The organism is Escherichia sp. KTE114, assembly GCF_000407765.1.
Classification (GTDB): domain Bacteria; phylum Pseudomonadota; class Gammaproteobacteria; order Enterobacterales; family Enterobacteriaceae; genus Escherichia; species Escherichia ruysiae.
Map to the genome: position 1 here is coordinate 3414999 of NZ_KE136626.1, position 26179 is coordinate 3441177.

A 26179-nucleotide genomic window follows, 5' to 3' on the forward strand; every position below is an offset into this window, starting at 1 on the left:
TAGTGGCGGCAAGAATGCCGCCACCTGAAATGTTAATCATCATCCGCAACACGGATCACGACTTTGCCGAAGTTTTTACCATTCAGCAGACCGATGAATGTCTGCGGGGCGTTCTCTAAACCATCGGTAATTTGTTCACGATAGTGAATTTTCCCCTCCTTCACCCATTGCCCCATCTCTTGCTGGAACTCATGGATGCGATGACCATAATCCTGACTAATAATAAACCCTTGCAGGCGAATACGTTTTTTCAGCACCGTAGCCATAAGTAGCGGTAAACGATCCGGCCCGGAAGGCAGTTCGGTGGAGTTATAACCGCTCACTAAACCGCAAACGGGAATACGCGCGGATGTATTGAGTAAAGGCAGCACCGCATCAAACACCTTACCACCAACGTTTTCATAATAGATGTCCACGCCTTTCGGACACGCTTTCGCCAGTTGTTCGGCAAAATCATCTGCGTGATGATCAAGACAAACATCAAAACCCAGAACGTCTATGGCATGACGACATTTTTCCGCGCCACCGGCAACACCCACCACGAGGCAACCTTTTAGTTTGCCGATTTGCCCCACTGTCGCACCGACCGGCCCCGTTGCTGCAGCAACTACCAGCGTTTCTCCCTTTTTGGGTTGACCGATATCCAGCAGCCCCATATAAGCCGTAAAGCCAGGCATTCCCAGCACACCCAGTGACCACGAAGGATTTTCCGGATGATCGCCAAGTTTCACCAGATCATCGCCACTGGATATGTCGTAATCCTGCCAACCGCTGTAACCCAGCACCCAGTCGCCAGGCTGGTAATCCGGATGATTAGATTCCACCACCCGACTCACCGTGCCGCCGACCATCACGCCACCAATATCAACCGGTGGTGAATAAGATGGCTCATCGCTCATGCGCCCGCGCATATACGGATCCAACGACAGGTAGACCGTGCGTAATAACACCTGTCCTTCACCCGGTGTGGCGACATCATCTTCTTCAAGACGGAAATTCTCCGGAACCGGCGCGCCGTATGGACGCGACGCCAGAACCCAACGGCGATTACGCTGCTTTTGTTGCCCCATAATGCTCTCCTGTGCTTTTGGCATGAATCCATCAATAGTAGCAGGCTCACTGGATTGGTTTTGTTTTCAGCCGTCACATCCCCTCTGCAACACGCAATAATTTCATCGAGGAATCCGTTGCTTCGGGCTGTTTTCGATAGTATTGATAACGTCATCATCATTATTTTATCGAGGCTTAAGATGTCCATCCGTTCTGCCCGCAAAGCCGATTGTGCTGCAATTGCGGAAATTTATAACCATGCTGTACTGCATACGGCAGCTATCTGGAACGACCAGACTGTGGATACAGATAACCGCATTGCCTGGTTTGAAGCACGGACTTTATCAGGTTATCCGGTGCTGGTGAGCGAAGAAGATGGCGTAGTTACAGGATATGCCTCGTTTGGTGACTGGCGTAGTTTCGACGGTTTTCGCCATACCGTGGAACATTCGGTTTATGTCCATCCGGAGCATCAGGGTAAAGGTCTTGGGCGAAAATTGTTACGCGCGTTGATTGATGAAGCGCGGAACTGCGGTAAGCATGTGATGGTTGCCGGCATAGAATCACAAAATCAGGCGTCGTTGCATCTGCACCAGACGCTGGGATTTGTCGTCACAGCGCAAATGCCACAGGTAGGCACTAAATTTGGTCGCTGGTTGGATCTCACCTTTATGCAATTACAACTCGACGATCGTAGCGAACCGGATTCACTCGAATGAATCAGTCGCTTACCCTTGCCTTTTTGATCGCTGCCGGGATTGGTCTTGTGGTGCAAAACACATTGATGGTACGCATCACCCAGACATCCTCTACCATTCTCATCGCCATGCTGCTGAATTCACTGGTGGGGATTGTGCTGTTCGTGTCTATTTTGTGGTTTAGGCAAGGAACAGCAGGCTTTGGCGAACTGGTTTCCAGCGTGCGCTGGTGGACTCTAATCCCTGGTTTGTTGGGATCGTTTTTTGTTTTCGCCAGTATCAGCGGATATCAGAATGTTGGCGCGGCAACGACCATTGCTGTACTGGTCGCCAGTCAACTTATTGGTGGTCTGGTGCTGGATATTTTCCGCAGTCATGGCGTGCCACTTCGGGCGCTGATTAGCCCAATTTGCGGGGCAGTTTTATTGGTAGTTGGCGCCTGGCTGGTGGCCAGACGCACGTTTTAATCAGAGGATGGTGCCGCCTTTGGTTAACTGTTCGTGGCGCGCTTCCATATCTTCTTTATGCCTGCGACCGTGATGAGCAATTGCGGTGCGCAAACGCTGCTGCTGGGTGTAACGATCTTCCCGGCTTAACTCTGCGTCATCGCTCAGGGCGATTAACAACTCGTTCATATGGGCAATGACGCTCTCCTCAATCGCGGCATCCACGCGCGCGATGACTTCATCCAGATGCGACATACTTTCTCCTCAGCCACTTGTGAAATTTATCGATTCACCCAAATGATATAAGTCTGCGTTGTGCCGTCAAGCCGGCGAGTGAGATTTAAAATAGAGAAAACAGTAGCGCCACCGGAAAACTCATCGGCCATGTAATCCCCACCAGAAAGGCGCTCAGAAAGCGAATGCTCTTCTTATCGTGGGAAAGAAACCAGGTAATGAGAAAGGCGATTGCTGCCATGACAGCATAAAAAACAAGCAAACATTGAAAAAGAGACATGTACGGACATCCAGCCAGATGAATAAAACGCGCGCAAATATGCGTCATTTCTTGATGTATATCAAGTTTTCAGTCCATTTGAGATAAATTCAATAACCTACGGCATGTTCTTGTCCATCTTCAGAATAAGTATGATTGCGGATTTTCTTAACCCGTACTATACACATAAGGGCTATGACAAAAGGTGGCAAAAATGAACGTTTCCAGTAGAACTGTAGTGCTGATAAATCTCTTTGCTGCTGTTGGGTTGTTTACTCTTATCTCTATGAGATTTGGATGGTTTATCTGATGTAGCAAAATTGCACGCAGTACGCACTGTCAGAGAAAAATCAACTCTCTGACAGTGCGTTAGATCTTCTCACACTCTCCAGATTTACAACATTATCCTTAATGTTTAACCATTACGTGGCGTACTACGGTGTAATCTTCCAGCCCATAAAGTGACATATCTTTGCCATAGCCTGAGAGTTTCTGCCCGCCGTGCGGCATTTCACTTACCAGCATGAAATGGGTATTAACCCAGGTGCAGCCATATTGCAGACGCGCGCTGACGCGATGCGCCCGACCAACATCTTTCGTCCATACCGAAGAGGCCAACCCGTACTGGCTGTCATTCGCCCAGTTAACCACTTGTTCTTCGTTATCGAAAGCCGTCACGCTCACTACCGGCCCAAATACCTCTCTTTGGACGATGGCATCTTCTTGTAACGCACCCGCCAGCAGTGTCGGCGCATAATAATAACCATTACCCTGCCGTTTTTCACCGCCGGTGATCACCTTAATGTGTCCCGTCGCCTTCGCCTCTTCCACCGCCCGGCTGACGCGTTCGAGATGTGCCTGCGAACTTAAAGGACCAAGCTCTGTGGATTCATCATCCGGCGCGCCTGATTTTAACGTTGCCACTGCGGCACCAAGTTTTTCTACCAGCACGTCGTAAATGCCTTTTTGCGCGTAGATACGACAGGCAGCAGTACAATCTTGCCCGGCATTGTAATAGCCAAATGTACGCACACCTTCGACAACCGCTTCAATGTCAGCATCATTAAAGACAATCACTGGCGCTTTACCGCCAAGTTCCATATGAGTGCGCTTAATGGACGGTGCGGTATGACTGATGATGTGCTCCCCAGTGGCGATAGACCCCGTCAGCGACACCATCCGCACTTTGGGATGACCGGTCAGCGGATCGCCCACCGTTTTGCCTCTGCCAAACAGTACGTTGATCACGCCTGCCGGGAAGATATCTTTCGCCAGTTCTGCCAGCTTCAACGCTGTCAGCGGGGTAATTTCTGATGGTTTAAGCACTACGCAGTTCCCTGCCGCCAGCGCCGGAGCCAGTTTCCACGCAGCCATCATCAGCGGATAATTCCACGGTGCAATAGAGGCTACAACCCCCAACGGATCGCGGCGGATCATCGAGGTATGACCTTCAAGATATTCGCCTGCCGCCAGACCGTTCAGGCAGCGCGCCGCACCGGCGAAAAAGCGAAAGACATCGACAATCGCCGGAATTTCATCATTGAACGCACTATGCAGCGGTTTGCCACAGTTACGGGACTCCAGTTCGGCAAAAACCTGACCGTTTTCTTCGATAACATCCGCCAGTTTCAGCAGGCATTCCGCACGCGCTTTCGGCGTGGTTTGCCCCCATTCAGCAAATGCTGCATCTGCCGCGCGAACAGCCGCATCCACCTGTTCTGCGGAGGCCTCGGCAATCTCCAGTAATACTTCCCCCGTTGCCGGATTATAGACAGGCTGTTTTTCCCCTTCGCCGCTAACCAGTTCTCCGTTAATCAGTAACTTATGTTGCATAGCATATTCCTGTATCAGTGGTTATTGACCATTGTCGCCTTCGCGGGTTAGCCACCAGGCTCCCAGGATCGGCAAGGTTGTTACCAACATAACCAGCAGTGCCACCACGTTGGTTACCGGTACATCACGCGGTCGCCCAAGCTGATTGAGTAACCACAGTGGTAACGTTCGTTCATGACCTGCCGTAAAAGTCGTAACGATGATTTCATCGAACGACAAGGCAAACGCCAGCATTCCTCCTGCCAGTAGCGCCGAACTGAGATTCGGCAACACCACGTAGCGGAAGGTTTGCCAGCCATTGGCTCCAAGATCCATTGACGCCTCTACCAGACTCCACGAGGTACGGCGAAAACGGGCGATGACATTGTTAAACACCACCACTACGCAAAAAGTCGCATGACCGACTACGATGGTGAAAAATCCCGGCTCCAGATTGATAGTTTTAAACGCGGTTAATAACGCCAGGCCTGTGACAATGCCCGGCAACGCAATAGGCAGCAGCAGTAACAGCGAAATGGCGTTTTTGCCGAAAAAGTCTCGTCGCCAGAGCGCGGCGGCTGCCAGCGTCCCTAACACCAGCGCGATCAATGTCGCCAGCGTCGCCACTTTAAGTGACAGTGTCACGGCATCAAGAATATCACTGCGCTGTGCCGCCACGCTAAACCAGTGCAGCGTCAAACCTTGCGGTGGAAAACTAAACGCCGCATCTTCAGTGTTAAAAGCATAGGCCGCGATAATCAGGATGGGAAAATGGAGGAAAACCACGCCGCCCCAGGCCGCCAGTTTGAGGAAAAACGGTGCGCGTTCAGAGTGCATCGAACGCTCCCAGACGTTTCACGAACGCCAGGTACAGTGCGATGAGAACAATCGGCACCAGGGTGAATGCCGCCGCCATCGGCATATTGCCAATCGCGCCTTGCTGCGAGTAAACCATGTTGCCAATAAAATACCCCGACGGACCAACCAGTTGCGGGACAATAAAATCGCCCAGCGTTAGCGAGAAGGTAAAAATAGACCCGGCTGCAATGCCAGGGATCGCCAGCGGCAACACCACATAGCGAAAGGTTTGCCGTGGACGTGCGCCTAAATCCGCTGAGGCTTGCAAAAGTGACGAGGGCAAACGCTCCAGCGCCGCCTGTACCGGCAGGATCATGAACGGTAGCCAGATGTAGAGAAACACCAGAAAGCGCCCAAGCCCGGAAGTTGACAGCGTATTACCGCCCACCGCCGGTAGCGTGAGGAACGCAGTTAATAACGGTTCCAACCCCAAATGCTGTAAAAACCACTGCGCCACACCATCTTTCGCCAGCAATAGCGTCCAGGCATAGGCTTTGACAATGTAGCTCGCCCACATCGGCAACATTACTGCGATGTAAAAAAACGCTTTCATCTTACCGCTGGTGTAGCGCGCCATATACCACGCCATTGGAAACGCCAGAAAAGCACTGGCGATGGTCACAGCAACTGCCATGGTTAACGTGCGCAGAATGATGTCGTAATTGGCCGGATTAAACAGTGCGCGGATATTCGCCAGTGTCAGTTCCGGTGTTACCGACATGGTGAAATCATCAAAGGTATAAAAGCCCTGCCATAACAGCGTCAGCAGCGAACCGAAATAGACGATGCCAAACCACATCAACGGGCCAAGCAGCAGCAAAAACAGCCCCAGCCCCGGATTCCGCCAGAAGAAACCGGACACCTTGCCCAGACCTGGACGTGAAGGTGATTGCAATACGTTCATCGCCATTCACCTCTCCTCAACCAGCGGCACCATCACATCGCGCGCCCAGGAAACCATCACCTGTTGTCCTGGAGTAAGCGTAGCGGGGAGCTCTTCCCCCGTCATATTGGCCTGACTAACCAGCAGTTTTTCACCGCCGCTCAGTGTCAGTTCAAAACGGGTCGCCGCGCCCTGATACTGCACCGCCTGGATCGTGCCATTAGCCTGCAGTTCACCAGGGGTGTTGAGGCGAATATGTTCCGGGCGCAATGCGAAACTACCCATCATTCCGCAAAGTTTCTCTGCCATCAACGCATCAAAAACATTTGATGTCCCAACGAATCCGGCAACAAACGGCGTGCGCGGGCGCATATAGAGATCACGTGGTGAATCGACCTGCTCAATGCGACCGTTGTTGAATACCGCAACACGATCGGACATTGATAATGCCTCGCCCTGATCGTGGGTAACGAAGATAAACGTAATGCCGAGAGACTGTTGCAGCTTTTTCAGCTCAAGTTGCATCTGCTCACGCAACTTGAGATCCAGCGCGCCGAGTGGTTCATCCAGCAATAATACGCGCGGTTCATTCACTAACGCTCTGGCGATAGCAACCCGCTGGCGCTGGCCTCCAGAAAGTTGTGATGGCTTACGTTGCTGAACAAAACCCAGCGCCACTTTTTCCAGCGCCTCTTGCGCCATGATGTAACGCTGTTTTTTCTCCACACCTTTGACCATCAGCCCGTAGGCCACATTATCGAGAATCGACATATGGGGAAACAGCGCATAGTCCTGGAAAACGGTATTAACATCCCGCTCCCACGGTGGCAGATTGCTGGCGGGTTTACCAAAGATAGCGATCGCCCCACCGGAAAGTTGTTCAAATCCGGCAATCAGGCGCAGGCAGGTCGTTTTGCCGGAGCCGGACGGCCCCAGCATTGAAAAGAACTCACCATCTTTTATCGCAATACTGACGCCATCTACCGCGCGCACGTCACCGTACAACCGCGAGACGTTGTCAAACTCCACTGCGTACGTCATAAAACACCTCAGCGAAGTTAGCGACCGCCCATAATGGCAATGTAATCCTGCGTCCAGCGACTGTAGGGAACAAACTTGCCCCCTTCTGCTATAGGCGTTTTCCAGAAGGCGATTTTATCGAAATAGTTAAAACCGTTGGTCTCACAGCCTTTTTCGCCTAATAACGGACTGGCTTTACATCCTTCCGGCACTACCGGCAACGAGCCAAACCAGGCCGCCACATCGCCCTGCACTTTTGGCGTTAATGACCAGTTCATCCATTTGTAGGCGCAAACCGGATGTTTCGCTTCGCTATGCAGCATGGTGGTATCAGCCCAACCGGTAACGCCCTCCTTCGGGAATACGGTAGCGATCGGTTGGCCTTCGGCTTTCAACGCGTTGGCCTGATAGGGCCAGGCACTGGAAGCCACGACACCCTCGTTTTTGAAATCGCTCATTTGTACGGTGGTGTCATGCCAGTAGCGATGGATTAACCCATGCTGATCGCGCAGCACTTTCAGCACCGCCTGATATTGTTCTTCGGTAAGTTGGTATGGATCGCTGATGCTCAACTGCGGCTGCGTGGCTTTGACAAACAACGCGGCATCAGCAATATAGATGGGGCCATCATAGGCTTGTACCCGGCCTTTGTTGCTCTTGCCGTCCGGCAGATTCTGCTCAACAAAAACCACTTGCCAGCTATCCGGTGGTGTCGGGAATGTTTTGGTGTTGTACATCAATAGGTTAGGCCCCCACTGATACGGCGTACCATAAACTTTACCGCCGACGTTAAACCAGTCGCCTTTTACTACACGAGGATCGAGTGTTTTCCAGTTAGGGATGAGCGCGGTATTAATCGGCTGCACGCGTTTACCCATAATCAAACGCAGCGAGGCATCGCCGGACGCCGTAACCAGATCGTAACCCCCTTTGGTCATCAGGCTGACCATTTCATCGGAAGTCGCGGCGGTTTTCACATTCACCGCGCAACCTGTCTCTTTTTCGAATTGCGTTACCCAGTCGTATTGTTTATCGGTTTGTCCGCGTTCGATATATCCCGGCCAGGCGATTATATCCAGGCGCCCTTCCGGTTTATCTAAATTGGCGGGAGGCTCGGCGGCGTGGGCAGTCATTATTGTCATGGTGAGCGCACACAGGCTGCTGCGGGCAAATGTCTTGCTCATAAGGTCTTACTCCTGTCGTAATTAATTGTTCAGCCGCCGTGCCGTAAAAATATCTCCTTGTTTAACCATAGACGGCGGCTTGCAGGCACACCTTCGCCCCTGAGAAAATTTAATCAGGTTGTGAGCTAACGCGCATTATGCCGTCCGTGAAGCTATCTTCTGGAGTATAGACAAGGGGTTACGAAATATGGCTTCTATTCGAAATTCATATTACCCAACCTGAGAGGAATTAAATTGAAAGCTACTTCAGATGTTCTTGAATAAGTTTGCCTAATTCTTTTACTGCCTGTTCTTCACGCTCTCCCCATTGCCACGCGGTATTAAAACGGAAAAAACGCGACCAGCGTTCGCCAGTAGAAAACATTTTACCCGGCGCAATACTGATGTGATGCGCCAGTGCCGCCAGGCTTAATTCACCCGCATCTAACGGTTCGGGAAGTTCCAGCCAGAGAAAATAACCACTGTCGTTATGGTGTATTTTCACTTCCGCAGGCAGGTAACGCAGCAGCGCCTGCCAGGCGCGTTGTTTGCGTTCCGCAAGCTGACGACGTAGACGACGCAGATGGGCGTCGTAACGGCGTGTAGAAAGGTAATCCACCAGGGCAAGCTGCATCGGTGAACTGGTGGAAAGTGTACTCATCAACTGCAAACGTTGGATTTTACGCGCATGTTTTCCTGCGGCGACCCAACCGATGCGAAAACCTGGCACCAGGCATTTGGAGAATGATGAACAATGCAGCACGCCATCGTGGCGATCCCACGCTTTTGCGGGCAGCGGTTTTTCCCGTCCGAAGTAAAGTTCGCTGTAGACGTCATCTTCAATCAGCATCACGTTGTACTGACTAAGGAGTTCTACCAGCTGTGCTTTTTTCTGTGGCGTTAAGGTAAAACCGAGCGGGTTCTGGCTGTTGGTCATTAACCAGCACGCTTTCACTGGATACTCTTGTAACGCCAGTTCAAGCGCCTGAAGGTCGATCCCTTCGTTAACATCCGTCGCCACCGATAACGCCTTCAGCCTTAGCCGCTCCAGCGCCTGTAACGCACCGTAGAAACAAGGATTCTCGACAATCACCCAGTCACCCGGTTCGGTTACCGCTTGTAAACTGAGATTTAGTGCTTCCAGCGCCCCGGCGGTGATGACGATCTCATCAGGCGAAATTGTGATGCCCTGTAGAGCATAGCGACGAGCAATAGCCTGCCGCAGTTCTGCGTTTCCTGGCGGTAAGTTTTCAATCACGCTCATCGCCGTTGCGGTTTTGCTTACCTGGGCCAGGGAGCGATTAAGTTGTTGAAGCGGAAACAAGCGCGGATCGGGAAAAGCGGATGCAAACGGCACCACTGAAGGATCGCGACTGGCCTGCAACATGTCAAAAATATAGGTATTGATATCGACCGTTTCATCACGTGTGACCGGAATGACTGGCGCTTTCGGCAGTTTTAATGCCTGTGGCGCAACGTAATAACCCGACTGCGGTCGCGCGATAATATGTCCCTGACTTTCGAGCAACTGATAGGCATGGCTGACGGTCATAAAACTCATGCCAGAAAGCGCCACCTGTTCACGCAACGAAGGCAAACGATCGCCGGGTTGCCAGATGCCCGACACAATTTGCTCGCGTAATTGTTCTGCCAGTTGCTGGTATTTTTTCATTATCGGATCGTTTTTATGTGCAGATGATCCGGCAGTCTATATCAGTTGTTAAAAATGACAACTTTTCGTTAACTGTAATTAAACCATCACCAGCGATAACTCTTTGCCCAGAGCTTTAGCCGCAAGCTGGACGGCGTCGATTTTTGTCGCGTGGTGCAAATCAAACAAGCGGGTGATCTCCTGCTTAGGTTTACCAATTCGCTTCGCCAGCTCTTGCTGGGTGATTTCTGACTGCAAAAAAGCATTTAGCAGCAATACCTTAGAGGCGACGCTTAAAGGTACTTCAATAAAGTGATCGTTATTATTTAATGGCGAAGGTAACGGGATAAGCTCGTTGTCTTCAAAATAAAAATCAAATGCGGTGATTAAGGCATATTTTGCTGCCTCCATCGCTTCAGCGACTGTTTCTCCCTGAGTCAACGCTTCAGGAATATCCACAAAAGAAACCACATAACCACCTTCCGGCGCGGGTGTAAGAGTGACGGGATAACGCATAATTTCGACTGTCTCTCGCATGTCATTAACCTTTTAACTGGCGATTAACTCAAACCGAGTTGTTTCAGAATGGCTTTACGCAATGGTTCTTTGATCTCATCGCTTGGGTGACGCGGCATGACACTGCGCCTCCCGCGAAACCGGAGTTTCAAATGGTTGCTGCCATTCGCCACATCGACGCCCTGAGATTCGAGCCAACGTCTGAACTCGTTTTGTTTCACATCGCCTCCCTGCCGCTGAGTATATCAACAAAGTAAACATTATTGTTTACCTCCGTGTGTAATTTGCTCGAAAATAGCACTTAATCGCCGCAACGGCAGAATGCGATGCAAAATCAGGAAGGCTGATTCCAGAATTTCTTTGCGCTAATTTGCAAAACTGAATAATAACCTCAAGAAACTATCGGCATCATAGCGGCAAAAGGTAAGAAAAAGGTGTCGGGATGTTTACGAAGGCGTTATCGGTTGTCTTATTAACGTGTGCGCTGTTCTCTGGGCAGTTGATGGCAGGACACAAAGGACATGAATTTTTGTGGGTAAAAAATGTGGATCATCAACTGCGTCATGAAGCGGACAGTGATGAATTGCGCGCCGTTGCGGAAGAATCGGCAGAAGGTTTGCGCGAGCATTTTTACTGGCAAAAGTCACGCAAACCAGAAGCGGGACAGCGTTGAGTCGTTTGTTGCCGGATACGGTATGAACGCCTTACTCGGCCTGTAATATCTGTAAATTCAATAAGTTGTGAACAGGTCTGAAAACTTGCGTTGTTACCCTTTTCGCTTCGGCAATGTTTTCATCAGTTCATCCGGGCTTACGGAGGCGACAACACTCCCCGGTAACGGCATTTTCAGAATGTGATTTTTGATTTTGCCGATGACGTGCATCTCACACGGGCGGCAATCAAACTTCAGCGTTAACACTTCATCACCATTAACCAGCTGCATTGGCGTTGCTTTCCAGCTTTTAATATTACCTTTCGCCTGCTTCGGACACAGATTGAAGGCAAAGCGCAGACAGTGCTTGGTGATCATTACCGGCACTTCGCCCTTCTCTTCATGCGCTTCATAGGCAGCATCAATCAGTTGCACACCATAGCGATGATAAAATTCACGCGCTTTCTGGTTGTAAACGTTCGCGAGGAAACTCAAATGTGTTTGCGGATAAACTGGCGCAGGGTCAGCAACCGGTTTACGACTACCGCGCTGATAACTGGCAAGACGCGCAGCATCCAGCATTTCAGCAGCCTCACGGCGGAACTGATTTAACAGACTGTTTGGCACAAACAGCGCACCCGGCAAGTTAATTTGTACATTACGAGCGTAATAGATAGTCTGCCCCAGCTTCGACAATCCTTCGGTCAGATTGTTGAGTGCTTTTTCGGCATTATTCGCCTCGTCGAACTGCCCGTCCAGGGTATGCGTGATACTGACGCCCTCTTCGCTGGTCAGAGTCAGAATCAATTGTTCCTGCCAGCCGCCCAGTTCAATGTCTACCGCCACCCGACGTTCGCTGGAGGTTTTGGTCAGCGCCTGCTGCCAGTTATGGTCCAGGTTGCGATTAAGCGGATGGTGTGGGCGAATTTTGTGCAGCTCCGCTGGCATCTCATTTGGCCAGACGCGGTACTGATTTTCCCCGGTTTTTTCTACCGTATTGGCGCGAAAACCGACGACTTCACGTTTAATCATCACGTTCAGGCCATCACCGTTAGCCAGTGGTTCGGTCACCTCAACATCAAGATGATCTTTCGCTACTTTCACGACTTCACCCACCGGCAGGCCGATAAATTTCGGTGAATCGAACGCGCCAATATCGCCTTTACGCGCGTTAACAAAGTAGTCTGTGCTGCCACGATGGAAGGTTTTTTCCGTCGACGGTACGAAGAAGTGCTCAGTACGACCGGATGAAGCTCGCGCCAGATCGCCACGTTCTTCAATAATGGCATCCAGCATCTGGCGATAATGGGCGGTGATATTCTTCACGTAGCTCATATCTTTGTAACGCCCTTCAATCTTGAAGGAGCGTACGCCAGCATCAATCAGCGCGCCGAGGTTGGCAGTCTGATCGTTATCTTTCATCGACAGCAGATGTTTTTCATAGGAAACCACCCGCCCCTGATCGTCTTTCAATGTGTATGGCAAACGGCACGCCTGCGAGCAATCGCCACGGTTGGCGCTACGCCCTGTTTGCGCATGAGAAATGTAGCACTGACCCGAATAGGCCACGCACAGTGCGCCATGAATAAAGAATTCAATGGTCGCGTCCGTGGCCTGATGAATCGCGCGGATCTGCTCCAGATTAAGCTCACGCGCCAGCACAATCTGCGTAAAACCGACGTCCGAAAGAAACTTCGCTTTCTCTACAGTGCGAATATCACACTGCGTACTGGCGTGTAGTTCAATCGGCGGAATATCAAGTTCCAGAATCCCCATATCCTGAACGATCAGTGCATCAACGCCGGTCTGGTAAAGGTCGGTAATCAGTCGCTGCGCCGGTTCCAGTTCATCGTCATGCAAAATGGTGTTAAGCGTGACGAAAATTTTTGCACCATAACGATGGGCAAATGGCACCAGCCCGGCAATATCTTTCAGGCTATTACTGGCATTATGACGGGCACCAAAACCAGGGCCGCCGATATAAACAGCATCGGCACCGTGCAAAATAGCTTCGCGGGCAATGGCGGCATCGCGTGCCGGACTTAACAGTTCAAGGCGATGAGAAGATACGGTCACATTCTTATCCAGTAGCTGAAAAATGGCGGCTATTTTAGCCACAAGCGCGACGTTGCGAAATAGTTTTCCCGCTTAACTGCGTGGGTAATGAATAAGGGAATGAAAATGTACGGCTTGCTTGCCGCCATTACGATAGATATGCATGACGTCGGCAGCAAAACGAGCACCTTCTCCGCAATTAAGGCTACGCCATTCACCATCAACGCACAGATCTAGCTGCCCATCAATGACGACAACATGCTCAATTACCCCCTTTTCGTGCGGCGTCGATTCGCTTATTGCACCGGGTGCCATCTGAATCGAGAAGTGTTCAAAGCAGAGCTGCGGATCATAAGGAAACAGCGAAGTGATCACCATTGCCTGCTGTTGTGGATCATAAACTGATGGCGTGACGGTCTGTGGCGGCGAAATAAATGTCGAAAATGGCACGTTCATCCCGGTGGCAATTTTCCATAATGTCGCGACCGTCGGGCTGGATTCATTGCGCTCGATCTGCCCTAACATCGCTTTAGAAACGCCCGTGGCTTCTGCCAGTCGCGAAAGACTCCAGCCGCGCTGCTGACGAAGATGTTTTAGCGTGGCGGATAAATAGTGAGCGAGATTTTCCATGCGAGTCCTCCTGCAAAACAGGAGTTTATCACTTGTGCGTTATAACGGACAAATGATACGGTGCCTGTACGCTATAACGCACGAGGTGACTATGCGTCTGTTTTCTATTCCCCCACCCACGCTACTGGCGGGGTTTCTGGCGGTATTGATTGGCTACGCCAGTTCAGCAGCAATAATCTGGCAAGCGGCGATCGTCGCCGGAGCAACCACTACACAAATCTCCGGCTGGATGACGGCGCTGGGACTGGCAATGGGCGTCAGTACGCTGGCTCTGACATTATGGTATCGCGTGCCTGTTCTCACCGCCTGGTCAACGCCTGGCGCGGCGTTGTTAGTCACCGGTTTACAAGGATTAACGCTCGGCGAAGCCATCGGCGTTTTTATAGTCACTAATGCATTAATTGTCCTCTGCGGCATAACGGGACTCTTTGCTCGTCTGATGCGCATTATTCCGCACTCGCTTGCAGCAGCAATGCTTGCCGGGATTTTATTACGCTTTGGTTTACAAGCGTTTGCCAGTCTGGATGGTCAGTTTACGTTGTGTGGCAGTATGTTGCTGGTGTGGCTGGCGACGAAAGCCTTTGCGCCACGCTATGCGGTGATCGCCGCGATGATTGTTGGGATCGTGATAGTTATCGCAAAAGGTGACGTTGTCACAACTGACGTTATCTTTAAACCCGTTCTCCCTGCTTATATCGCCCCTGATTTTTCGTTTGCTCATAGCCTTAGCGTTGCCTTGCCTCTGTTTCTGGTGACGATGGCGTCGCAAAACGCACCGGGTATTGCGGCAATGAAAGCGGCCGGGTATTCGGCTCCAGTTTCGCCACTGATTGTATTCACTGGGTTGCTGGCGCTGGTTTTTTCCCCTTTTGGGGTTTATTCCGTCGGTATTGCGGCAATTACTGCCGCTATTTGCCAAAGCCCGGAAGCGCATCCGGACAAAGATCAGCGTTGGTTGGCTGCCGCCGTTGCGGGCGTCTTTTATTTGCTTGCGGGTCTGTTTGGTAGCGCCATTACCGGAATGATGGCAGCCCTACCGGTTAGCTGGATCCAGATGCTGGCTGGTCTGGCGCTGTTAAGCACCATTGGCGGTAGTTTGTATCAGGCGCTACATAATGAGCGTGAGCGCGACGCTGCTGTGGTGGCATTTCTGGTAACAGCGAGCGGGCTGACATTGGTTGGGATTGGTTCGGCGTTTTGGGGATTAATTGCCGGCGGCGTCTGTTACGTGGTGTTGAATTTAATTGCTGACAGAAACCGATAATAAGAAGCGCCATCTTACGATGGCGCGGCTGGCATTACTTTTTGTTAACGTCAAACATGGTGGCATCGGTCGCCATGTCATCAATAACTTGCTTAATGTTTTCAAAAGCCATTGGCGTACTTTCGTTATTCAGATCTTTACCTTCGCCCTGACGAACGACTTTGATAACAGGTTTATTGGTAGCCGCATCAATCAGTTCACCTTCAAAGTACAGGCGGGTATCCATGGTACGGTGACCGGTTGCCATTTGTGTTCCCGCTACCACTAATGCAACAGGAACCACTTCATAGAATTGCAGCCCTTCTTTGCTTGTATCAACACCGGTAATGGCACCACGGAAAATCAGACTACGCGGGCCAGCGGTAGTCACCAGTGGTTTACGCTGCGCAATCGCTTCTTTCATTTCGGTATTGGTATAACTCAAAATTCTATCCAGCACTTTCTGCCCTACCTGAGTAGAAGGTTTTGGCACCGGATAATAAGTGATTGGATTCCAGACAATACTGTCATATTTACTTTGGTCGAAATCAGGGGAAACCCAGCTTAAAACGGGTTTACCTGTTGCCGATGTTGTTTCTTGAAGATCAGAGTAATTCTTTAAAAAGCCAGAGTATTTATCCGGCTGGGTGATTTTAGAGGCACAGCCGGACAGAGCCAACAAGCCGCATAAAGCTGCAACTTTCGCAATTGATGTGGTACGCATGAATAGTTTCCTGAGATGATTATATTACTTTTTAAGTTATAGCAAAAAGCACCGCTTCGTGTTGTGGCAAAAAAAGTGTTGGCAGAAATAAATTTATCGGCCCCTTTTTCGACAATATAGTCAATGCTGAAAAAGGAGCTGAGTCAATCATCATTGATTTATTTTCAGAGACTTGAGGCGATAAAAAAGCACATCCGCTGTGACTTATTTCACATCATCCTGCTAAAAAATATGCTTACCGAATAGATCAACAGGCAAACTTCTTACGTTGATCCTTCTCAGGTCATTTTTTACGTGCCAGCATAGTCGCGAAACGCAGTTTAATACGATTACCGTTGGCATCGGTGCGGTGTAATTCACCGACATCTTCATTGTATTTCAAGAAATCCCAGCCTTCATAATAACGATGTAGCTCTCCTTCTTTGAAGGCAAACGGAAAGCCGACGGTACATGGAAAATCAGCGGTATCCATCGCCGCCACAATCAGATTGTAACCGCCAGGTTTAGTGCAACGTTGCATATTGCCAATCAGCCCTGGGATGGTTTTCGCCTCCAGGAACATCAGCACCACAGTAGAAAGAATAAAATCGTACTGTCCATCAAACGTGAGGCTATTCAGATCGACAACCTGAGTACGTAAATTTTCCAGATTTTCAATGGCTTTAATGCGCTCAACGTTGGCAATACTCATGGCATTTTTATCCCATGCGTCCACATCATAACCATTGGCTGCAAGGTAAAGACTGTTACGTCCATTGCCACAGCCCAAGTCCAGCGTTTTCCCCGGTTTAACGATTTTCACAGCTTCCAGAACTTCGGAGTGTGTGCGGGTGAGTTCGTATTTGTTAGTAAAGTAGTTTTCGTCACGAATGATCATTCTCTGTCCTCGGATTTCATTAAAACGGCGCGCTCAGTTCTGATTAACAATTTTCCCTGCATCAGAAGCGCGAAAGTACGGATAAGCAATAATGCAATAATAAAATTGGTAAAGATAAACAGCGGCACCGCCAGTGTATGGAAAAAGCCATTATCGCTGCCGCTTCCCAGATGCAAACCGGTGGTTGCCAGCGCAGAAACACCGAACGAAAAACTCCAGAATGAGGCATTAAACGGCTGTGAGAGATACCACGGCATCAGGCGCAGCATAAACAGCAATTGCAGCAGCCCATAGCCAAAGAGCATTTTCGCCAGCGTGTCACCCTCGCCGCCATTGACGCTCAACCAGGCGCTACAAGCCACCAGCGCAGGGGCAAGCTGAATGCCGAGCGATGTCCGCAGCGCCGTGGGTAATTCTCCCGAACTGCGCAGTCGTTGAAGGATCACCGGTTCAAGGCTTAACCAGGAGAAGACGCCAGCCCCTAAAAATACCAGTCCGGCATCGGTATAACCCAGCGCACCGCAGGCCATCGCGCTGATAAAGTTATTGGCAACCGTCGGCAAATAAAGCCCCGGTGTCGTCGCTTCTTCAGGGTGAGAACCGCGCCATAATCCGGCAGTTTGCCAGGCGGCGTAAACCAGTTGAATCACTACCCCAACGCTGAACAGACACACCGCCAGCGGGCGATACCACGGCACAAAACCAATTGCCACCAGCATCGTCGTCGCCGGAAACAAACTAACAAAACTGCTCATCACCGGATGGCGCACTTCCGCCAGCACGCTGTGCGGAAAGCGTATCAGTCGGGTAATGAATGCGGTGGTCAACAATCCCCAAATGATCATCGCCAGAATCACCAGCCCATCCCCCAACCAGTGACTGACCTGCCAAACCTGGCTGGCATAGCGCCAGGCAAATCCCATCCCTATCGTCCCCAACACAATGCCAAAATAACCTGCCGGTAAATTGAGCACTTTATCGCTCTGCATCTTCTTACTCATTTGTTTAATTTATAAAGTATATTTGAAATGCATTTTATGGAAATTTCTCAAGCATAGCCAGAGTCGCAGAATTTGCTACGGTTATAGTAAGTCACCTGCGGGAAAACGCTATGCACAAATATCGTCTAAGTGAAGAGCAACGAGCCTTTAGTTATCAAGAAGATGGCCTCAAAAAAAGTGTGCTATTACGGCAGATTATTGCCATAGCCGATTTTAACGATGTGATAGCAGGAACGGCTGGTGGTTGGATCGATAGCGAAACTGTGCTGGCGCAGGAAGGAAATTGCTGGATTTACGACCAGAATGCCCTCGCGTTCGACGGAACGGTTGTTTCCGGTAATACGCGCATCACCGGGACCAGCGTGCTATGGGGAGAGGTTTGCGCGACGGATAACACCTGGATCGATAATAGTGAAATCAGCCAGGGCGTCCATATAAGTGACAGTGTCACCATTCGTGATTCATTAGTTTGCGGTCAGTGTAGGATTTTTGGTCAGGCCTGTATCGTTCAGCATTCAATGATCGTCGCCGCACAAGGGTTAACGCCCGACCACCATCTTCTGCTGCAAATTTATGACCGAGCCAGCGTCAGCGCCTCGCGCGTTGTCCATCAGGCGCAAATTTATGGCGATGCCGTCGTCCGCCATGCTTTTATTGAGCATCGTGCCGAAGTTTTTGATTTTGCGCGTATTGAAGGTAATGAAGAAAACAACGTCTGGCTGTGCGACTGTGCGAAAGTCTACGGTCACGCACGTGTGATTGCCGGAACTGAAGAAGATGCCATTCCGACAATTCATTACAGTTCTCAGGTGGCGGAATATGCCATTGTAGAAGGCAATTGCGTGTTAAAACATCATGTTCTGATTGGCGGAAATGCCGTTGTGCGTGGCGGCCCGGTTCTGCTCGACGAGCACGTTATAATACAAGGTGAGAGCCGTATTGCAGGTGCGGTAATGATTGAAAACCATGTCGAGTTAACCGACCACGCCGTCGTTGAAGCCTTTGATGGCGACACGATTCATGTCCGTGGTCCAAAAGTCATTAACGGTGAGGAACGTATTACGCGAACGCCTCTGGCAGGGTTATTATGATTCGATGATGCGCGCGTATAAGTTCACATCATCATAAGCATCATTCAGGAACTCAGCCTGTTTCAGGCAACCTTCGAGGATAAAACCATTGCGCAAGGCAACCTGATTGCTTTGCGGATTGTCCACCCGACATTTGATCACGAAGCGTCTAAGTTCACCAGACTGGGCGTAATGGTGAATCAATGCCTGTAGCGCCTGAGAAATGATCCCCCGCCCCTGATGGGATTCGTCCAGCCAGTAGCCGATTTCAGCGGTTTTATTCAGCGGTTCAATTCGATTAAACGATATAACGCCGACAAGTTCATTTTCTTTAAAAATCATAAACATTTTGGCATAGCCGCGTTGATGCAGCATCACATTCCCCTGCACCGTTTTTCGCGTGTCCTCTTCGCTGAGAACAAACTGCGGCCAGTTTAGCGACTGCTGTAACCAGTTTTTATTTTTACAGGTTAACTGATAAAGAGGTGTGATATGACTTTCTGCAACGGCATGTAATTCAAGTGAGTCGCTTACTTTTATCGTTTCAGTCATCTTATCTCCAGTCACTCTTTGCAGTCGTTAAAAAAGCCGCCTGGCAGGCGGCTCAGCAAAGTTTACACCTCTTTGACGCTCTCCTGTTGCAGGATTTTAAGCATCTCATCCTTCATTTGTAATTTCTGTTTTTTCATGCGGGCGACTTCCGCATTGTATCCTCGACCGTCAGAGCCTTCCTTTCTGGCAATTTCATGATCAAGTTTATTGTGTTTATCGAACAAGGACATAAAGCGAGGATTTTCGTTTTTCAGACGGGATATTAAATCTCGATATTCTGGAAACATACGCACTCCCTGTTAGTGGCTGACAACATGTATATGAAATATACAACATCAGATTACCCATTTAACTTGAGGAAAAATGCGAGCGGGATCGTGTTTAACCAGACGGCACCCTCCCGAAAGAAGGTGCCGAAAAAATGACGCTTAGTTCATCACGCGATCGTCAACATACTGGCGCTTATCCGGTGCTGGAGGAAAATACTGATACAACCATGTTTCACTGATAGCATCGCCCTGGCAGCGCAAATACATACGCATATCGACCGGATCAGTTGAATCCGAAGTCGGATACCAGTCAAACTGAATACGGTAACCATCAATCGGCTCAATGTAGAGAATTTCTATTTGTTTCGCTTCACCACTGGAAAGTGTGATAACAGGCTCAATCCCTTTCGGCGCAGCAGCTTTCAGATCACCACCGACAAAATCGACGGCAAAACGACGAGCCCATTTTTCCGGATAATGTTCACCTGGCGCCCAGCCTTCAGGGAATCCCCCCATGCCAGTACGCGTCGCCAGGACTCGTGCTAATGGACAATGAACGGGAGGTTGCGCACTCCAGTAAAGACGATACTGAAACGCCAGTTCGTCGCCCGCTTTGACTGCTTTTTCTGGTTGCCAGAAACAAACAATATTATCCAGCGTTTCGCCGGTCGTCGGGATCTCCATCAAACCGATAGTGCCCTTACCCCACTTGTTACGCGGTTCCACCCACAGACTTGGGCGTTTGTTATACCAGCCCATAATGTCCTGATAATGGGAGAAATCACGATCCAGCTGCAACAAGCCAAACCCTTTTGGATTGTTATCGGTATAGGCATTGAACTGCAATTTCTGCGGATTATTCAGCGGACGGCAGATCCACTCGCCATTGCCCCGCCACATGGAAAGACGGTCGGAATCATGGATTTGCGGATGAATGGTGTCGCACATACGACGTTCGTTAGTCCCGCAACTGAACATACTGGTCATCGGCGCGATGCCCAGCTGTTTAATGTCTTTACGCGCATACAGGTGATTCTCGACATCCATAATCACCTGATTCTTCTCACAGTGGATGGTGAACTTGTAAGCACCAGTAATGCTGGCACTATCGAGCAACGCATAAACGGTAAAAGTGGTCGCGCCAGGTTTTACCGTATCGAACCAGAAGGCGGTAAAGTCGGGAAACTCTTCTTTGCTGTCGGTGTAAGTGTCGATCGCCAGACCACGCGCCGATAAACCGTATTGATAAGTGTCATCAACGGCACGGAAATAGCTGGCACCGAGGAAAGAAACCACGTCACGGCGCGCCAGTTCCGGGGCTTTAAACACACGGAACCCCGCAAAACCGAGATCGCTTTGCCCTTCTAATTGTTTGGTATCAACACCCGCATCGTTGTATTTGAACAACTCCGGACGGAAGTGTATTTCGCGCGCCAGATGTGTTGTTGGATCAACAGAGAACATGCGAACACGGCGGCGAAACCCCATCCCCATATGGAAGAACTGAGCGTCCAGCTGGCGATTCTCAACGTTATGCCAGAGTGATTTTTCGGCATCATACTGAATGCTGTTATAAGCCTGCGGCGTCATCGTCGCCAGCGTATCGGGTAACGGACGCGGCGCACCACGCCACGCTGTTTGCGCTAAGTCGTGCGCCATCGACTGTAAAACAGAGAAGTCAAAACGCTGGGTTTGCCCGTCGGCAATGTCAGATTCTGCTGCGAACGCAGCCTGAGAAAAAAGAGAAGCAATGCCGCTAGTCCCGCACACGGCGGCCATAGCCATTGAACCTTTAATAAATCGTCTACGATCCATACCTGAAAGTGAGTCCTTCTGGTGTAGTGAATGGTCCCGCGCTGGTCGTATTCAGCGGCAAGAAAATGCTTATTAATGACCGCTCACTCTAGACAATATTTATTAATAATCCAATTGTTGAACTCAGAGAATATGCATAAATCGGCAATTTTTTTCTGTCGATGGGATGAGCCTGATTCGTTTGTAAAATCAGGCAAATTTTTGCAAAGTCGGATGGCCAGAATTTAAAGCAAACCACAGCGGCGTTTACTGCGTTCTTCCGCTTCCTGGTACAACTGAAATTCATCAAATACCGGACACCCCAGCGCCAGTTCAAAAGCCTCCCGGCTGGCATTACCGTGGCTGCGCATTTGCGTTTCATTACCCAGATTCGACTGGAAGATCCCCGCAGCACTAACCGGCAGGAAATCCTCATAGGTAATAGGTTGCGCCACTACCCAACCACGTTCGATCAAAGGTTGTGGATCGTCTCCGGGATGGATCGCCTGACGATGCGCCTCACCCGATGGCGTCAGGCGATAGCGAAACCATGCCAATCCCTGCTGGCGCATCAGAAATTCACTGTCCGGGAAGGCGCTGAAAGTTTCCTGTAAATGCAGTTGGTGAGTGAGATTATCCTGTCCGATTCCGGCGTTACGCAGAAGATCATCATACAGTTGTCGTCCTTTCGGCGTTAACGCCACACCACGTTGCTCTATCTCACCAAAGCGTGCGGTATGCGTTCCCTGCTTTTGCCCAGCAAACAACACGGTCTCTTCCAGCGCCTTAAAACTGGTCTGGCGCAGTAAAATCGGCACCTCGCGGCGCGGCGGCCCTTCGATCAGAATTTTGGGTTCAATACCGCATTCGGGCATCATCGACTGCACCCGGTCAATGTCGAGCGTGCGTGGCGTCAGGTGGTTAATATGACAGCCAGGAAAACAGACCACATCAGCAATCAGTCGATGTTCGTTGTGCAACGCGCGATAGGTTTCTTCATCTACTGTTGCTGACTGATGCCAGCGAAACGTCTCCAGGGCTTCCTGCACAAACTCCCGCGCCTGAGCTTTGCTAAAGCCGCCCTCCTGATCATATACATCTAACAGTTGTCGACAACGCGGGGTAAAGATATCGCGCTGATGTAAAATCTCCGCCGCCTTCTGGCGCAAGGTTTCGTTTTCGATGAGTTCAAGGCGAAGCAATGAGGTAAAAACCCGGAAAGGATTACGCGCCAGCGAGGCATCATCGATTGGACGAAATGCTGTGGAATGTACCGGCACGCCAGCCTGCGAGAGATCGTAATAACTGACCGGATACATCCCCATAATGGCAAATATCCGCCGTAGAGTGGCAAGCTCTTGCGCGGTGCCGACGCGAATCGCCCCATGACGTTCAACGTTAAGTCGCGCCAGTTCGTCCGCATTTACCATTTTTTCATGCAATTGGGGATTGTTTTCCAGCACAGACAGATTGACGTCAGCCACCAGTTCCAGCAGCGTACCGTACTGTGGAACTTCTTGCTGATACATGGCTGACATAGCCTGCGAAAACTGTTCCCGAATCTCATCCGCCGTGATGCTGTTCGCCATAATCTCTGCCTCCAGTGGTCAGTAATCTGGAGTGTAGGTAACCACATTTACTCTGGTGGGAAGAATTTACAAACTGTGATCTCCCCACGAAATCAGTAAAACCATGCCTGTAAACGTAACAAAACTGCTTTATATGTTAATAATATTTTGCAATCAAGTTATCATAATCAAACAACTTCACTTGTCAGCGGCACCGCTTCGTTTTTAACATCGCTTATGGAAAAAAATAGTCTGTTTAGTCAGCGCATCCGTTTGCGCCACCTTCATACTTTCGTAGCTGTCGCACAACAAGGAACTTTGGGGCGCGCGGCTGAAACCCTTAATTTGAGTCAACCTGCGCTCTCTAAAACATTGAATGAACTTGAACAATTGACAGGCACCCGCTTATTTGACCGTGGACGTCAGGGCGCACAGCTTACCTTACCTGGCGAGCAATTTTTAACCCATGCAGTCAGAGTGCTTGACGCCATCAACACCGCAGGTCAGGCGCTTAATCGTAAAGAAGGGCTTAACAATGATGTTGTAAGGGTTGGTGCATTACCCACTGCTGCACTGGGGATCTTGCCTTCCGTTATTGGTCAGTTTCATCAGCAACAAAAAGAGACCACTCTGCAAGTTGCCACTATGAGTAACACCATGATTCTGGCAGGCTTAAAAACGGGGGAAATTGATATCGGTGTTGGTCGGATGTCAGATCCTGAACTGATGACCGGGCTTAATTACGAATTGCTGTTTCTCGAATCACTGAAACTGGTTGTCCGGCCTAACCACCCGCTTCTTCAGGAAAACGTGACGTTAAGTCGGGTGCTGGAATGGCCGGTTGTCGTATCGCCAGAAGGCACTGCGCCCCGCCAACATTCAGATGCGTTAGTACAAAGCCAGGGCTGCAAAATTCCTTCGGGTTGTATTGAAACGCTTTCAGCATCGCTTTCGCGTCAGCTTACGGTTGAATATGACTATGTGTGGTTTGTCCCTTCTGGCGCTGTAAAAGACGACCTGCGTCATGCCACGCTGGTGGCGCTACCTGTTCCGGGACATGGCGCAGGCGAACCTATTGGAATACTGACCCGCGTAGATGCAACGCTCTCTTCCGGCTGTCAGCTAATGATTAACGCAATTCGGAAATCAATGCCGTTCTGAAAAGTGAAGGGATCTTGCGATCCCTTCTTTGACATTATCACGCCGTTGCCAAACTAACCGAGCGCCCTGCCCCTCGTTGATTCGCAGGTAACGATTGTTTCTTCAGGCGGAATACATCCACAGCCTCAGTTAATCGTGCCGCCTGCTCTTCAAGAGACACTGCCGCTGCAGAGGCCTCTTCCACCAGAGAAGCATTCTGTTGCGTTACTTTATCCATTTCAGAAATCGCCTGGCTGACCTGCGTTATCCCCCTGCTTTGCTCATCCGAGGCAGCGGCAATTTCCTGCATGATATGTGTGACGCTCGCCACGGCATCCACAATGGCACTCATCGTTTTCCCGGCGGTTGTAACCTCATCTGACCCTTGCCCAATTAATCTGACTGATTCGCTAATCAAGCTTTCAATTTCTTTCGCCGCCTGGGCGCTGCGACTGGCAAGTGTACGCACTTCGCTGGCGACAACCGCAAATCCGCGACCTTGCTCACCAGCTCGCGCAGCTTCAACGGCGGCATTGAGCGCCAGAATATTTGTCTGGAAAGCAATACTGTTGATCACGGCGGTAATTTCGGAAATTTTTTTCGAGCTACTGGAGATATCGCCCATCGTTTTCACCACGCCGGAGACTGTCTTCCCGCCATCGCTGGCTTTAACGGAAGCCTCTTGTGCCAGACGGCTCGCGTGGTGTGCATTGTCCGCATTCTGTTTCACCGTCGCGGTGAGTTGCTCCATGCTGGCAGCGGTTTGTTCAATCGCCGCCGCTTGTTCTTCCGTGCGCGAAGAAAGGTCAGCATTGCCAGCGGAAATTTCGCTGGTGCCGCGATAAATCTCCTCCGCCCCCTGGCGTACCGTCCCGACGGTCATCACCAGAGAATGCTGCATTTTCTGTAGATGACGACTTAATCGTCCTATTTCGCTGCGCCCCGTCGGTTCGTCGTTCATTGTCAGATCGCCACCGGCGATTTGTTCAATACGTTGCGCGGCATGTTGCAGAGGTCGAATCACAATCCGACGCAAAACGATGAAGGTCATCAGCGTCATGACCAGGGCAAGGATAAACGCACCAATCATAAACATCACACCCAGTCGAGTGCGCTGATGCGCCTGCTCCGCCAGGTGGTTCGCTCTGGCGCTACGTATTTCAACGGCTTTGTTTAATATATGGGTATAACTATTATCCAGCGTTCGGATCTGCTCACTTTCATGATTAATAATCGCTTCAAACATGCCGTTTTTGGCATATTTCAGCATAGGCAGGAGGCCAGTTATATAAGCCTGAAAACGTTGATTTAATTCAGCATCCAGAGCTTCATCTGCAGCCGTTTTCATCTGGCGATTCTGGTAAGTACGATAACCTTGCTGCGATTGTTTAATCTGCAATTCCGCTTGTGCAATATTTCGCTTCATCTCTTCCATTTCTGCGATACGGCTCGCCGCCCCGGCCTGAATCATATTGATGCGGGCTGAACGCAGATAATCAGAGCTATTTGCCAAACCGGTGCGAGTCTGGATCTCCGCAGTAGCGTCACGCTGATCGCGGTCAGCCTGCCAGAGAAAAAACCCAGCCAGAGCTGAACTCAGGGCAAATAGAAGTAATATGCCGCCCAGAATACAGGCAAATAGCGGAACCAGCCTGATGTGATATATGTGAGGGTGTTGTATGCATGGCCGTTGTCTCTCTTCCAGATTTACTCCCGAGAGAGAATCATCGGCAATCGGTGGTAATTGCTTACTGCCAAAAACGTTTTCACTTCACATTTTTACAACATTTTATGCGTTAACAGATCATCGGGCGCCGCAATGAATAGGCTGGCGAATAAGGATGCTTTGTGAGGTGTATTGCGTGAAATTCTGGAAAGCGTTACGCACTTTCGCAAAGTGATTATTTTCCTGCTAAGAGAAGCTGCATAGGATGATCGCGGGTGCCTGAGACTTTCTGTTTTCAGGCTAACCGGGAATCAGAAAGACGAAGGCCCCGACCGATATTTCTATCAA

At 50.2% G+C, this 26179-nt stretch carries 28 protein-coding genes; 7 read left to right on the forward strand and 21 right to left on the reverse strand.

Going from position 1 to position 26179, the window contains the following annotated elements:
• Nucleotides 1-32: 32 nt before the first annotated feature.
• Nucleotides 33-1070, reverse strand: a complete 1038-nt coding sequence (curA, locus tag WC5_RS05020; RefSeq protein WP_000531465.1) for an NADPH-dependent curcumin/dihydrocurcumin reductase — start codon at nt 1068-1070, stop codon at nt 33-35.
• Between the two features lie 180 nt (nt 1071-1250).
• Here curA and WC5_RS05015 point away from each other — a divergent pair, with 180 nt between their 5' ends.
• Both WC5_RS05015 and WC5_RS05010 read left to right on the forward strand, forming a co-directional pair.
• On the forward strand, nt 1251-1769 hold the full coding sequence (locus WC5_RS05015) for a GNAT family N-acetyltransferase (protein WP_000027831.1): 519 nt from the start codon (nt 1251-1253) through the stop codon (nt 1767-1769).
• On the forward strand, nt 1766-2215 hold the full coding sequence (locus tag WC5_RS05010) for a DMT family transporter (RefSeq protein WP_001076555.1): 450 nt from the start codon (nt 1766-1768) through the stop codon (nt 2213-2215). Before WC5_RS05015 ends, WC5_RS05010 begins: the two co-directional genes overlap by 4 nt.
• Here WC5_RS05010 and ydcY read toward each other — a convergent pair whose 3' ends face one another.
• Nucleotides 2216-2449 carry a DUF2526 family protein YdcY gene (ydcY, locus tag WC5_RS05005; RefSeq protein WP_000018636.1) on the reverse strand — a complete coding sequence of 78 codons (234 nt, stop codon included), beginning with the start codon at nt 2447-2449 and terminating at the stop codon, nt 2216-2218.
• A gap of 85 nt (nt 2450-2534) precedes the next feature.
• The gene (locus WC5_RS05000; protein ID WP_000051844.1) at nt 2535-2708 is read right to left on the reverse strand and encodes a GhoT/OrtT family toxin; all 174 of its coding nucleotides are present in this window, start codon (nt 2706-2708) and stop codon (nt 2535-2537) included.
• A gap of 193 nt (nt 2709-2901) precedes the next feature.
• Here WC5_RS05000 and yncL point away from each other — a divergent pair, with 193 nt between their 5' ends.
• A complete protein-coding gene (yncL, locus tag WC5_RS24295) occupies nt 2902-2997 on the forward strand; it encodes a stress response membrane protein YncL (protein WP_071598995.1) in 96 nt (31 codons plus the stop codon).
• A gap of 98 nt (nt 2998-3095) precedes the next feature.
• Here yncL and patD read toward each other — a convergent pair whose 3' ends face one another.
• The 8 genes from patD to hicA form a co-directional block, all read right to left on the reverse strand.
• Nucleotides 3096-4520, reverse strand: a complete 1425-nt coding sequence (gene patD, locus WC5_RS04995; protein WP_001163916.1) for an aminobutyraldehyde dehydrogenase — start codon at nt 4518-4520, stop codon at nt 3096-3098.
• Between the two features lie 21 nt (nt 4521-4541).
• The gene (locus tag WC5_RS04990; RefSeq protein WP_000555450.1) at nt 4542-5336 is read right to left on the reverse strand and encodes an ABC transporter permease; all 795 of its coding nucleotides are present in this window, start codon (nt 5334-5336) and stop codon (nt 4542-4544) included.
• Nucleotides 5326-6267: an ABC transporter permease gene (locus tag WC5_RS04985; protein ID WP_016231707.1), complete on the reverse strand. Its 942-nt coding sequence runs from the start codon at nt 6265-6267 to the stop codon at nt 5326-5328. Before WC5_RS04985 ends, WC5_RS04990 begins: the two co-directional genes overlap by 11 nt.
• The gene (locus tag WC5_RS04980) at nt 6268-7281 is read right to left on the reverse strand and encodes an ABC transporter ATP-binding protein (protein ID WP_000220385.1); all 1014 of its coding nucleotides are present in this window, start codon (nt 7279-7281) and stop codon (nt 6268-6270) included. It abuts the gene before it with no gap.
• Nucleotides 7282-7298: 17 nt separating this feature from the next.
• Nucleotides 7299-8444: a putative ABC transporter substrate-binding protein YdcS gene (gene ydcS, locus WC5_RS04975; protein ID WP_000047446.1), complete on the reverse strand. Its 1146-nt coding sequence runs from the start codon at nt 8442-8444 to the stop codon at nt 7299-7301.
• 241 nt (nt 8445-8685) lie between these two features.
• A complete protein-coding gene (locus WC5_RS04970) occupies nt 8686-10095 on the reverse strand; it encodes an aminotransferase-like domain-containing protein (RefSeq protein ID WP_000760664.1) in 1410 nt (469 codons plus the stop codon).
• 78 nt (nt 10096-10173) lie between these two features.
• A complete protein-coding gene (hicB, locus tag WC5_RS04965; protein ID WP_077629270.1) occupies nt 10174-10590 on the reverse strand; it encodes a type II toxin-antitoxin system antitoxin HicB in 417 nt (138 codons plus the stop codon).
• A gap of 44 nt (nt 10591-10634) precedes the next feature.
• Entirely contained in the window at nt 10635-10811 is a 177-nt protein-coding gene (hicA, locus tag WC5_RS04960) for a type II toxin-antitoxin system mRNA interferase toxin HicA (protein WP_000812246.1), read from the reverse strand.
• A gap of 221 nt (nt 10812-11032) precedes the next feature.
• Between hicA and WC5_RS0122615 the strand changes: the two genes are divergently transcribed.
• On the forward strand, nt 11033-11263 hold the full coding sequence (locus WC5_RS0122615) for a YncJ family protein (protein ID WP_000494239.1): 231 nt from the start codon (nt 11033-11035) through the stop codon (nt 11261-11263).
• A gap of 93 nt (nt 11264-11356) precedes the next feature.
• Here WC5_RS0122615 and rlhA read toward each other — a convergent pair whose 3' ends face one another.
• Nucleotides 11357-13318 carry a 23S rRNA 5-hydroxycytidine C2501 synthase gene (rlhA, locus tag WC5_RS04955; protein WP_010351406.1) on the reverse strand — a complete coding sequence of 654 codons (1962 nt, stop codon included), beginning with the start codon at nt 13316-13318 and terminating at the stop codon, nt 11357-11359.
• 72 nt (nt 13319-13390) lie between these two features.
• A complete protein-coding gene (locus WC5_RS04950; RefSeq protein WP_000429072.1) occupies nt 13391-13927 on the reverse strand; it encodes a helix-turn-helix domain-containing protein in 537 nt (178 codons plus the stop codon).
• Between the two features lie 52 nt (nt 13928-13979).
• Here WC5_RS04950 and ydcO point away from each other — a divergent pair, with 52 nt between their 5' ends.
• Complete coding sequence (gene ydcO / locus WC5_RS04945; RefSeq protein ID WP_071987579.1) at nt 13980-15191, forward strand: BenE family transporter YdcO; 1212 nt, start codon at nt 13980-13982, stop codon at nt 15189-15191.
• Nucleotides 15192-15225: 34 nt separating this feature from the next.
• Here ydcO and WC5_RS04940 read toward each other — a convergent pair whose 3' ends face one another.
• The 3 genes from WC5_RS04940 to tehA form a co-directional block, all read right to left on the reverse strand.
• Nucleotides 15226-15894, reverse strand: coding sequence for a DUF3313 domain-containing protein (locus tag WC5_RS04940; RefSeq protein WP_001261029.1), 669 nt, complete (start codon nt 15892-15894; stop codon nt 15226-15228).
• Nucleotides 15895-16177: 283 nt separating this feature from the next.
• Entirely contained in the window at nt 16178-16771 is a 594-nt protein-coding gene (gene tehB, locus WC5_RS04935; protein WP_000586747.1) for a tellurite resistance methyltransferase TehB, read from the reverse strand.
• Entirely contained in the window at nt 16768-17760 is a 993-nt protein-coding gene (gene tehA, locus WC5_RS04930; RefSeq protein WP_001190279.1) for a dicarboxylate transporter/tellurite-resistance protein TehA, read from the reverse strand. The genes tehB and tehA overlap by 4 nt, the downstream gene beginning before the upstream one ends.
• A 122-nt stretch (nt 17761-17882) precedes the next feature.
• Here tehA and ydcK point away from each other — a divergent pair, with 122 nt between their 5' ends.
• Nucleotides 17883-18863, forward strand: coding sequence for a YdcK family protein (gene ydcK, locus WC5_RS04925; RefSeq protein WP_000549800.1), 981 nt, complete (start codon nt 17883-17885; stop codon nt 18861-18863).
• Here the strand turns inward: ydcK and rimL are convergent.
• The 4 genes from rimL to hglS all read right to left on the reverse strand — a co-directional run bounded on the left by rimL (nt 18858) and on the right by hglS (nt 23046).
• Entirely contained in the window at nt 18858-19394 is a 537-nt protein-coding gene (gene rimL, locus WC5_RS04920; RefSeq protein ID WP_000140869.1) for a 50S ribosomal protein L7/L12-serine acetyltransferase, read from the reverse strand. The two genes, ydcK and rimL, sit on opposite strands and share 6 nt — an antisense overlap.
• 62 nt (nt 19395-19456) lie before the next feature.
• A complete protein-coding gene (locus WC5_RS04915; RefSeq protein ID WP_010351400.1) occupies nt 19457-19681 on the reverse strand; it encodes an HP1242/YdcH family protein in 225 nt (74 codons plus the stop codon).
• A gap of 141 nt (nt 19682-19822) precedes the next feature.
• Entirely contained in the window at nt 19823-21478 is a 1656-nt protein-coding gene (gene opgD / locus WC5_RS04910; protein ID WP_000375983.1) for a glucan biosynthesis protein OpgD, read from the reverse strand.
• A 224-nt stretch (nt 21479-21702) separates the two neighbouring features.
• Entirely contained in the window at nt 21703-23046 is a 1344-nt protein-coding gene (gene hglS / locus WC5_RS04905) for a 2-oxoadipate dioxygenase/decarboxylase HglS (RefSeq protein ID WP_000013825.1), read from the reverse strand.
• A 216-nt stretch (nt 23047-23262) separates the two neighbouring features.
• Between hglS and WC5_RS04900 the strand changes: the two genes are divergently transcribed.
• Nucleotides 23263-24186: a LysR substrate-binding domain-containing protein gene (locus tag WC5_RS04900; RefSeq protein WP_000414571.1), complete on the forward strand. Its 924-nt coding sequence runs from the start codon at nt 23263-23265 to the stop codon at nt 24184-24186.
• 37 nt (nt 24187-24223) lie between these two features.
• On the opposite strand, the gene WC5_RS04895 is transcribed toward WC5_RS04900, so the two are convergent.
• On the reverse strand, nt 24224-25846 hold the full coding sequence (locus tag WC5_RS04895; RefSeq protein ID WP_077767120.1) for a methyl-accepting chemotaxis protein: 1623 nt from the start codon (nt 25844-25846) through the stop codon (nt 24224-24226).
• Between the last annotated feature and the right edge of the window lie 333 nt (nt 25847-26179).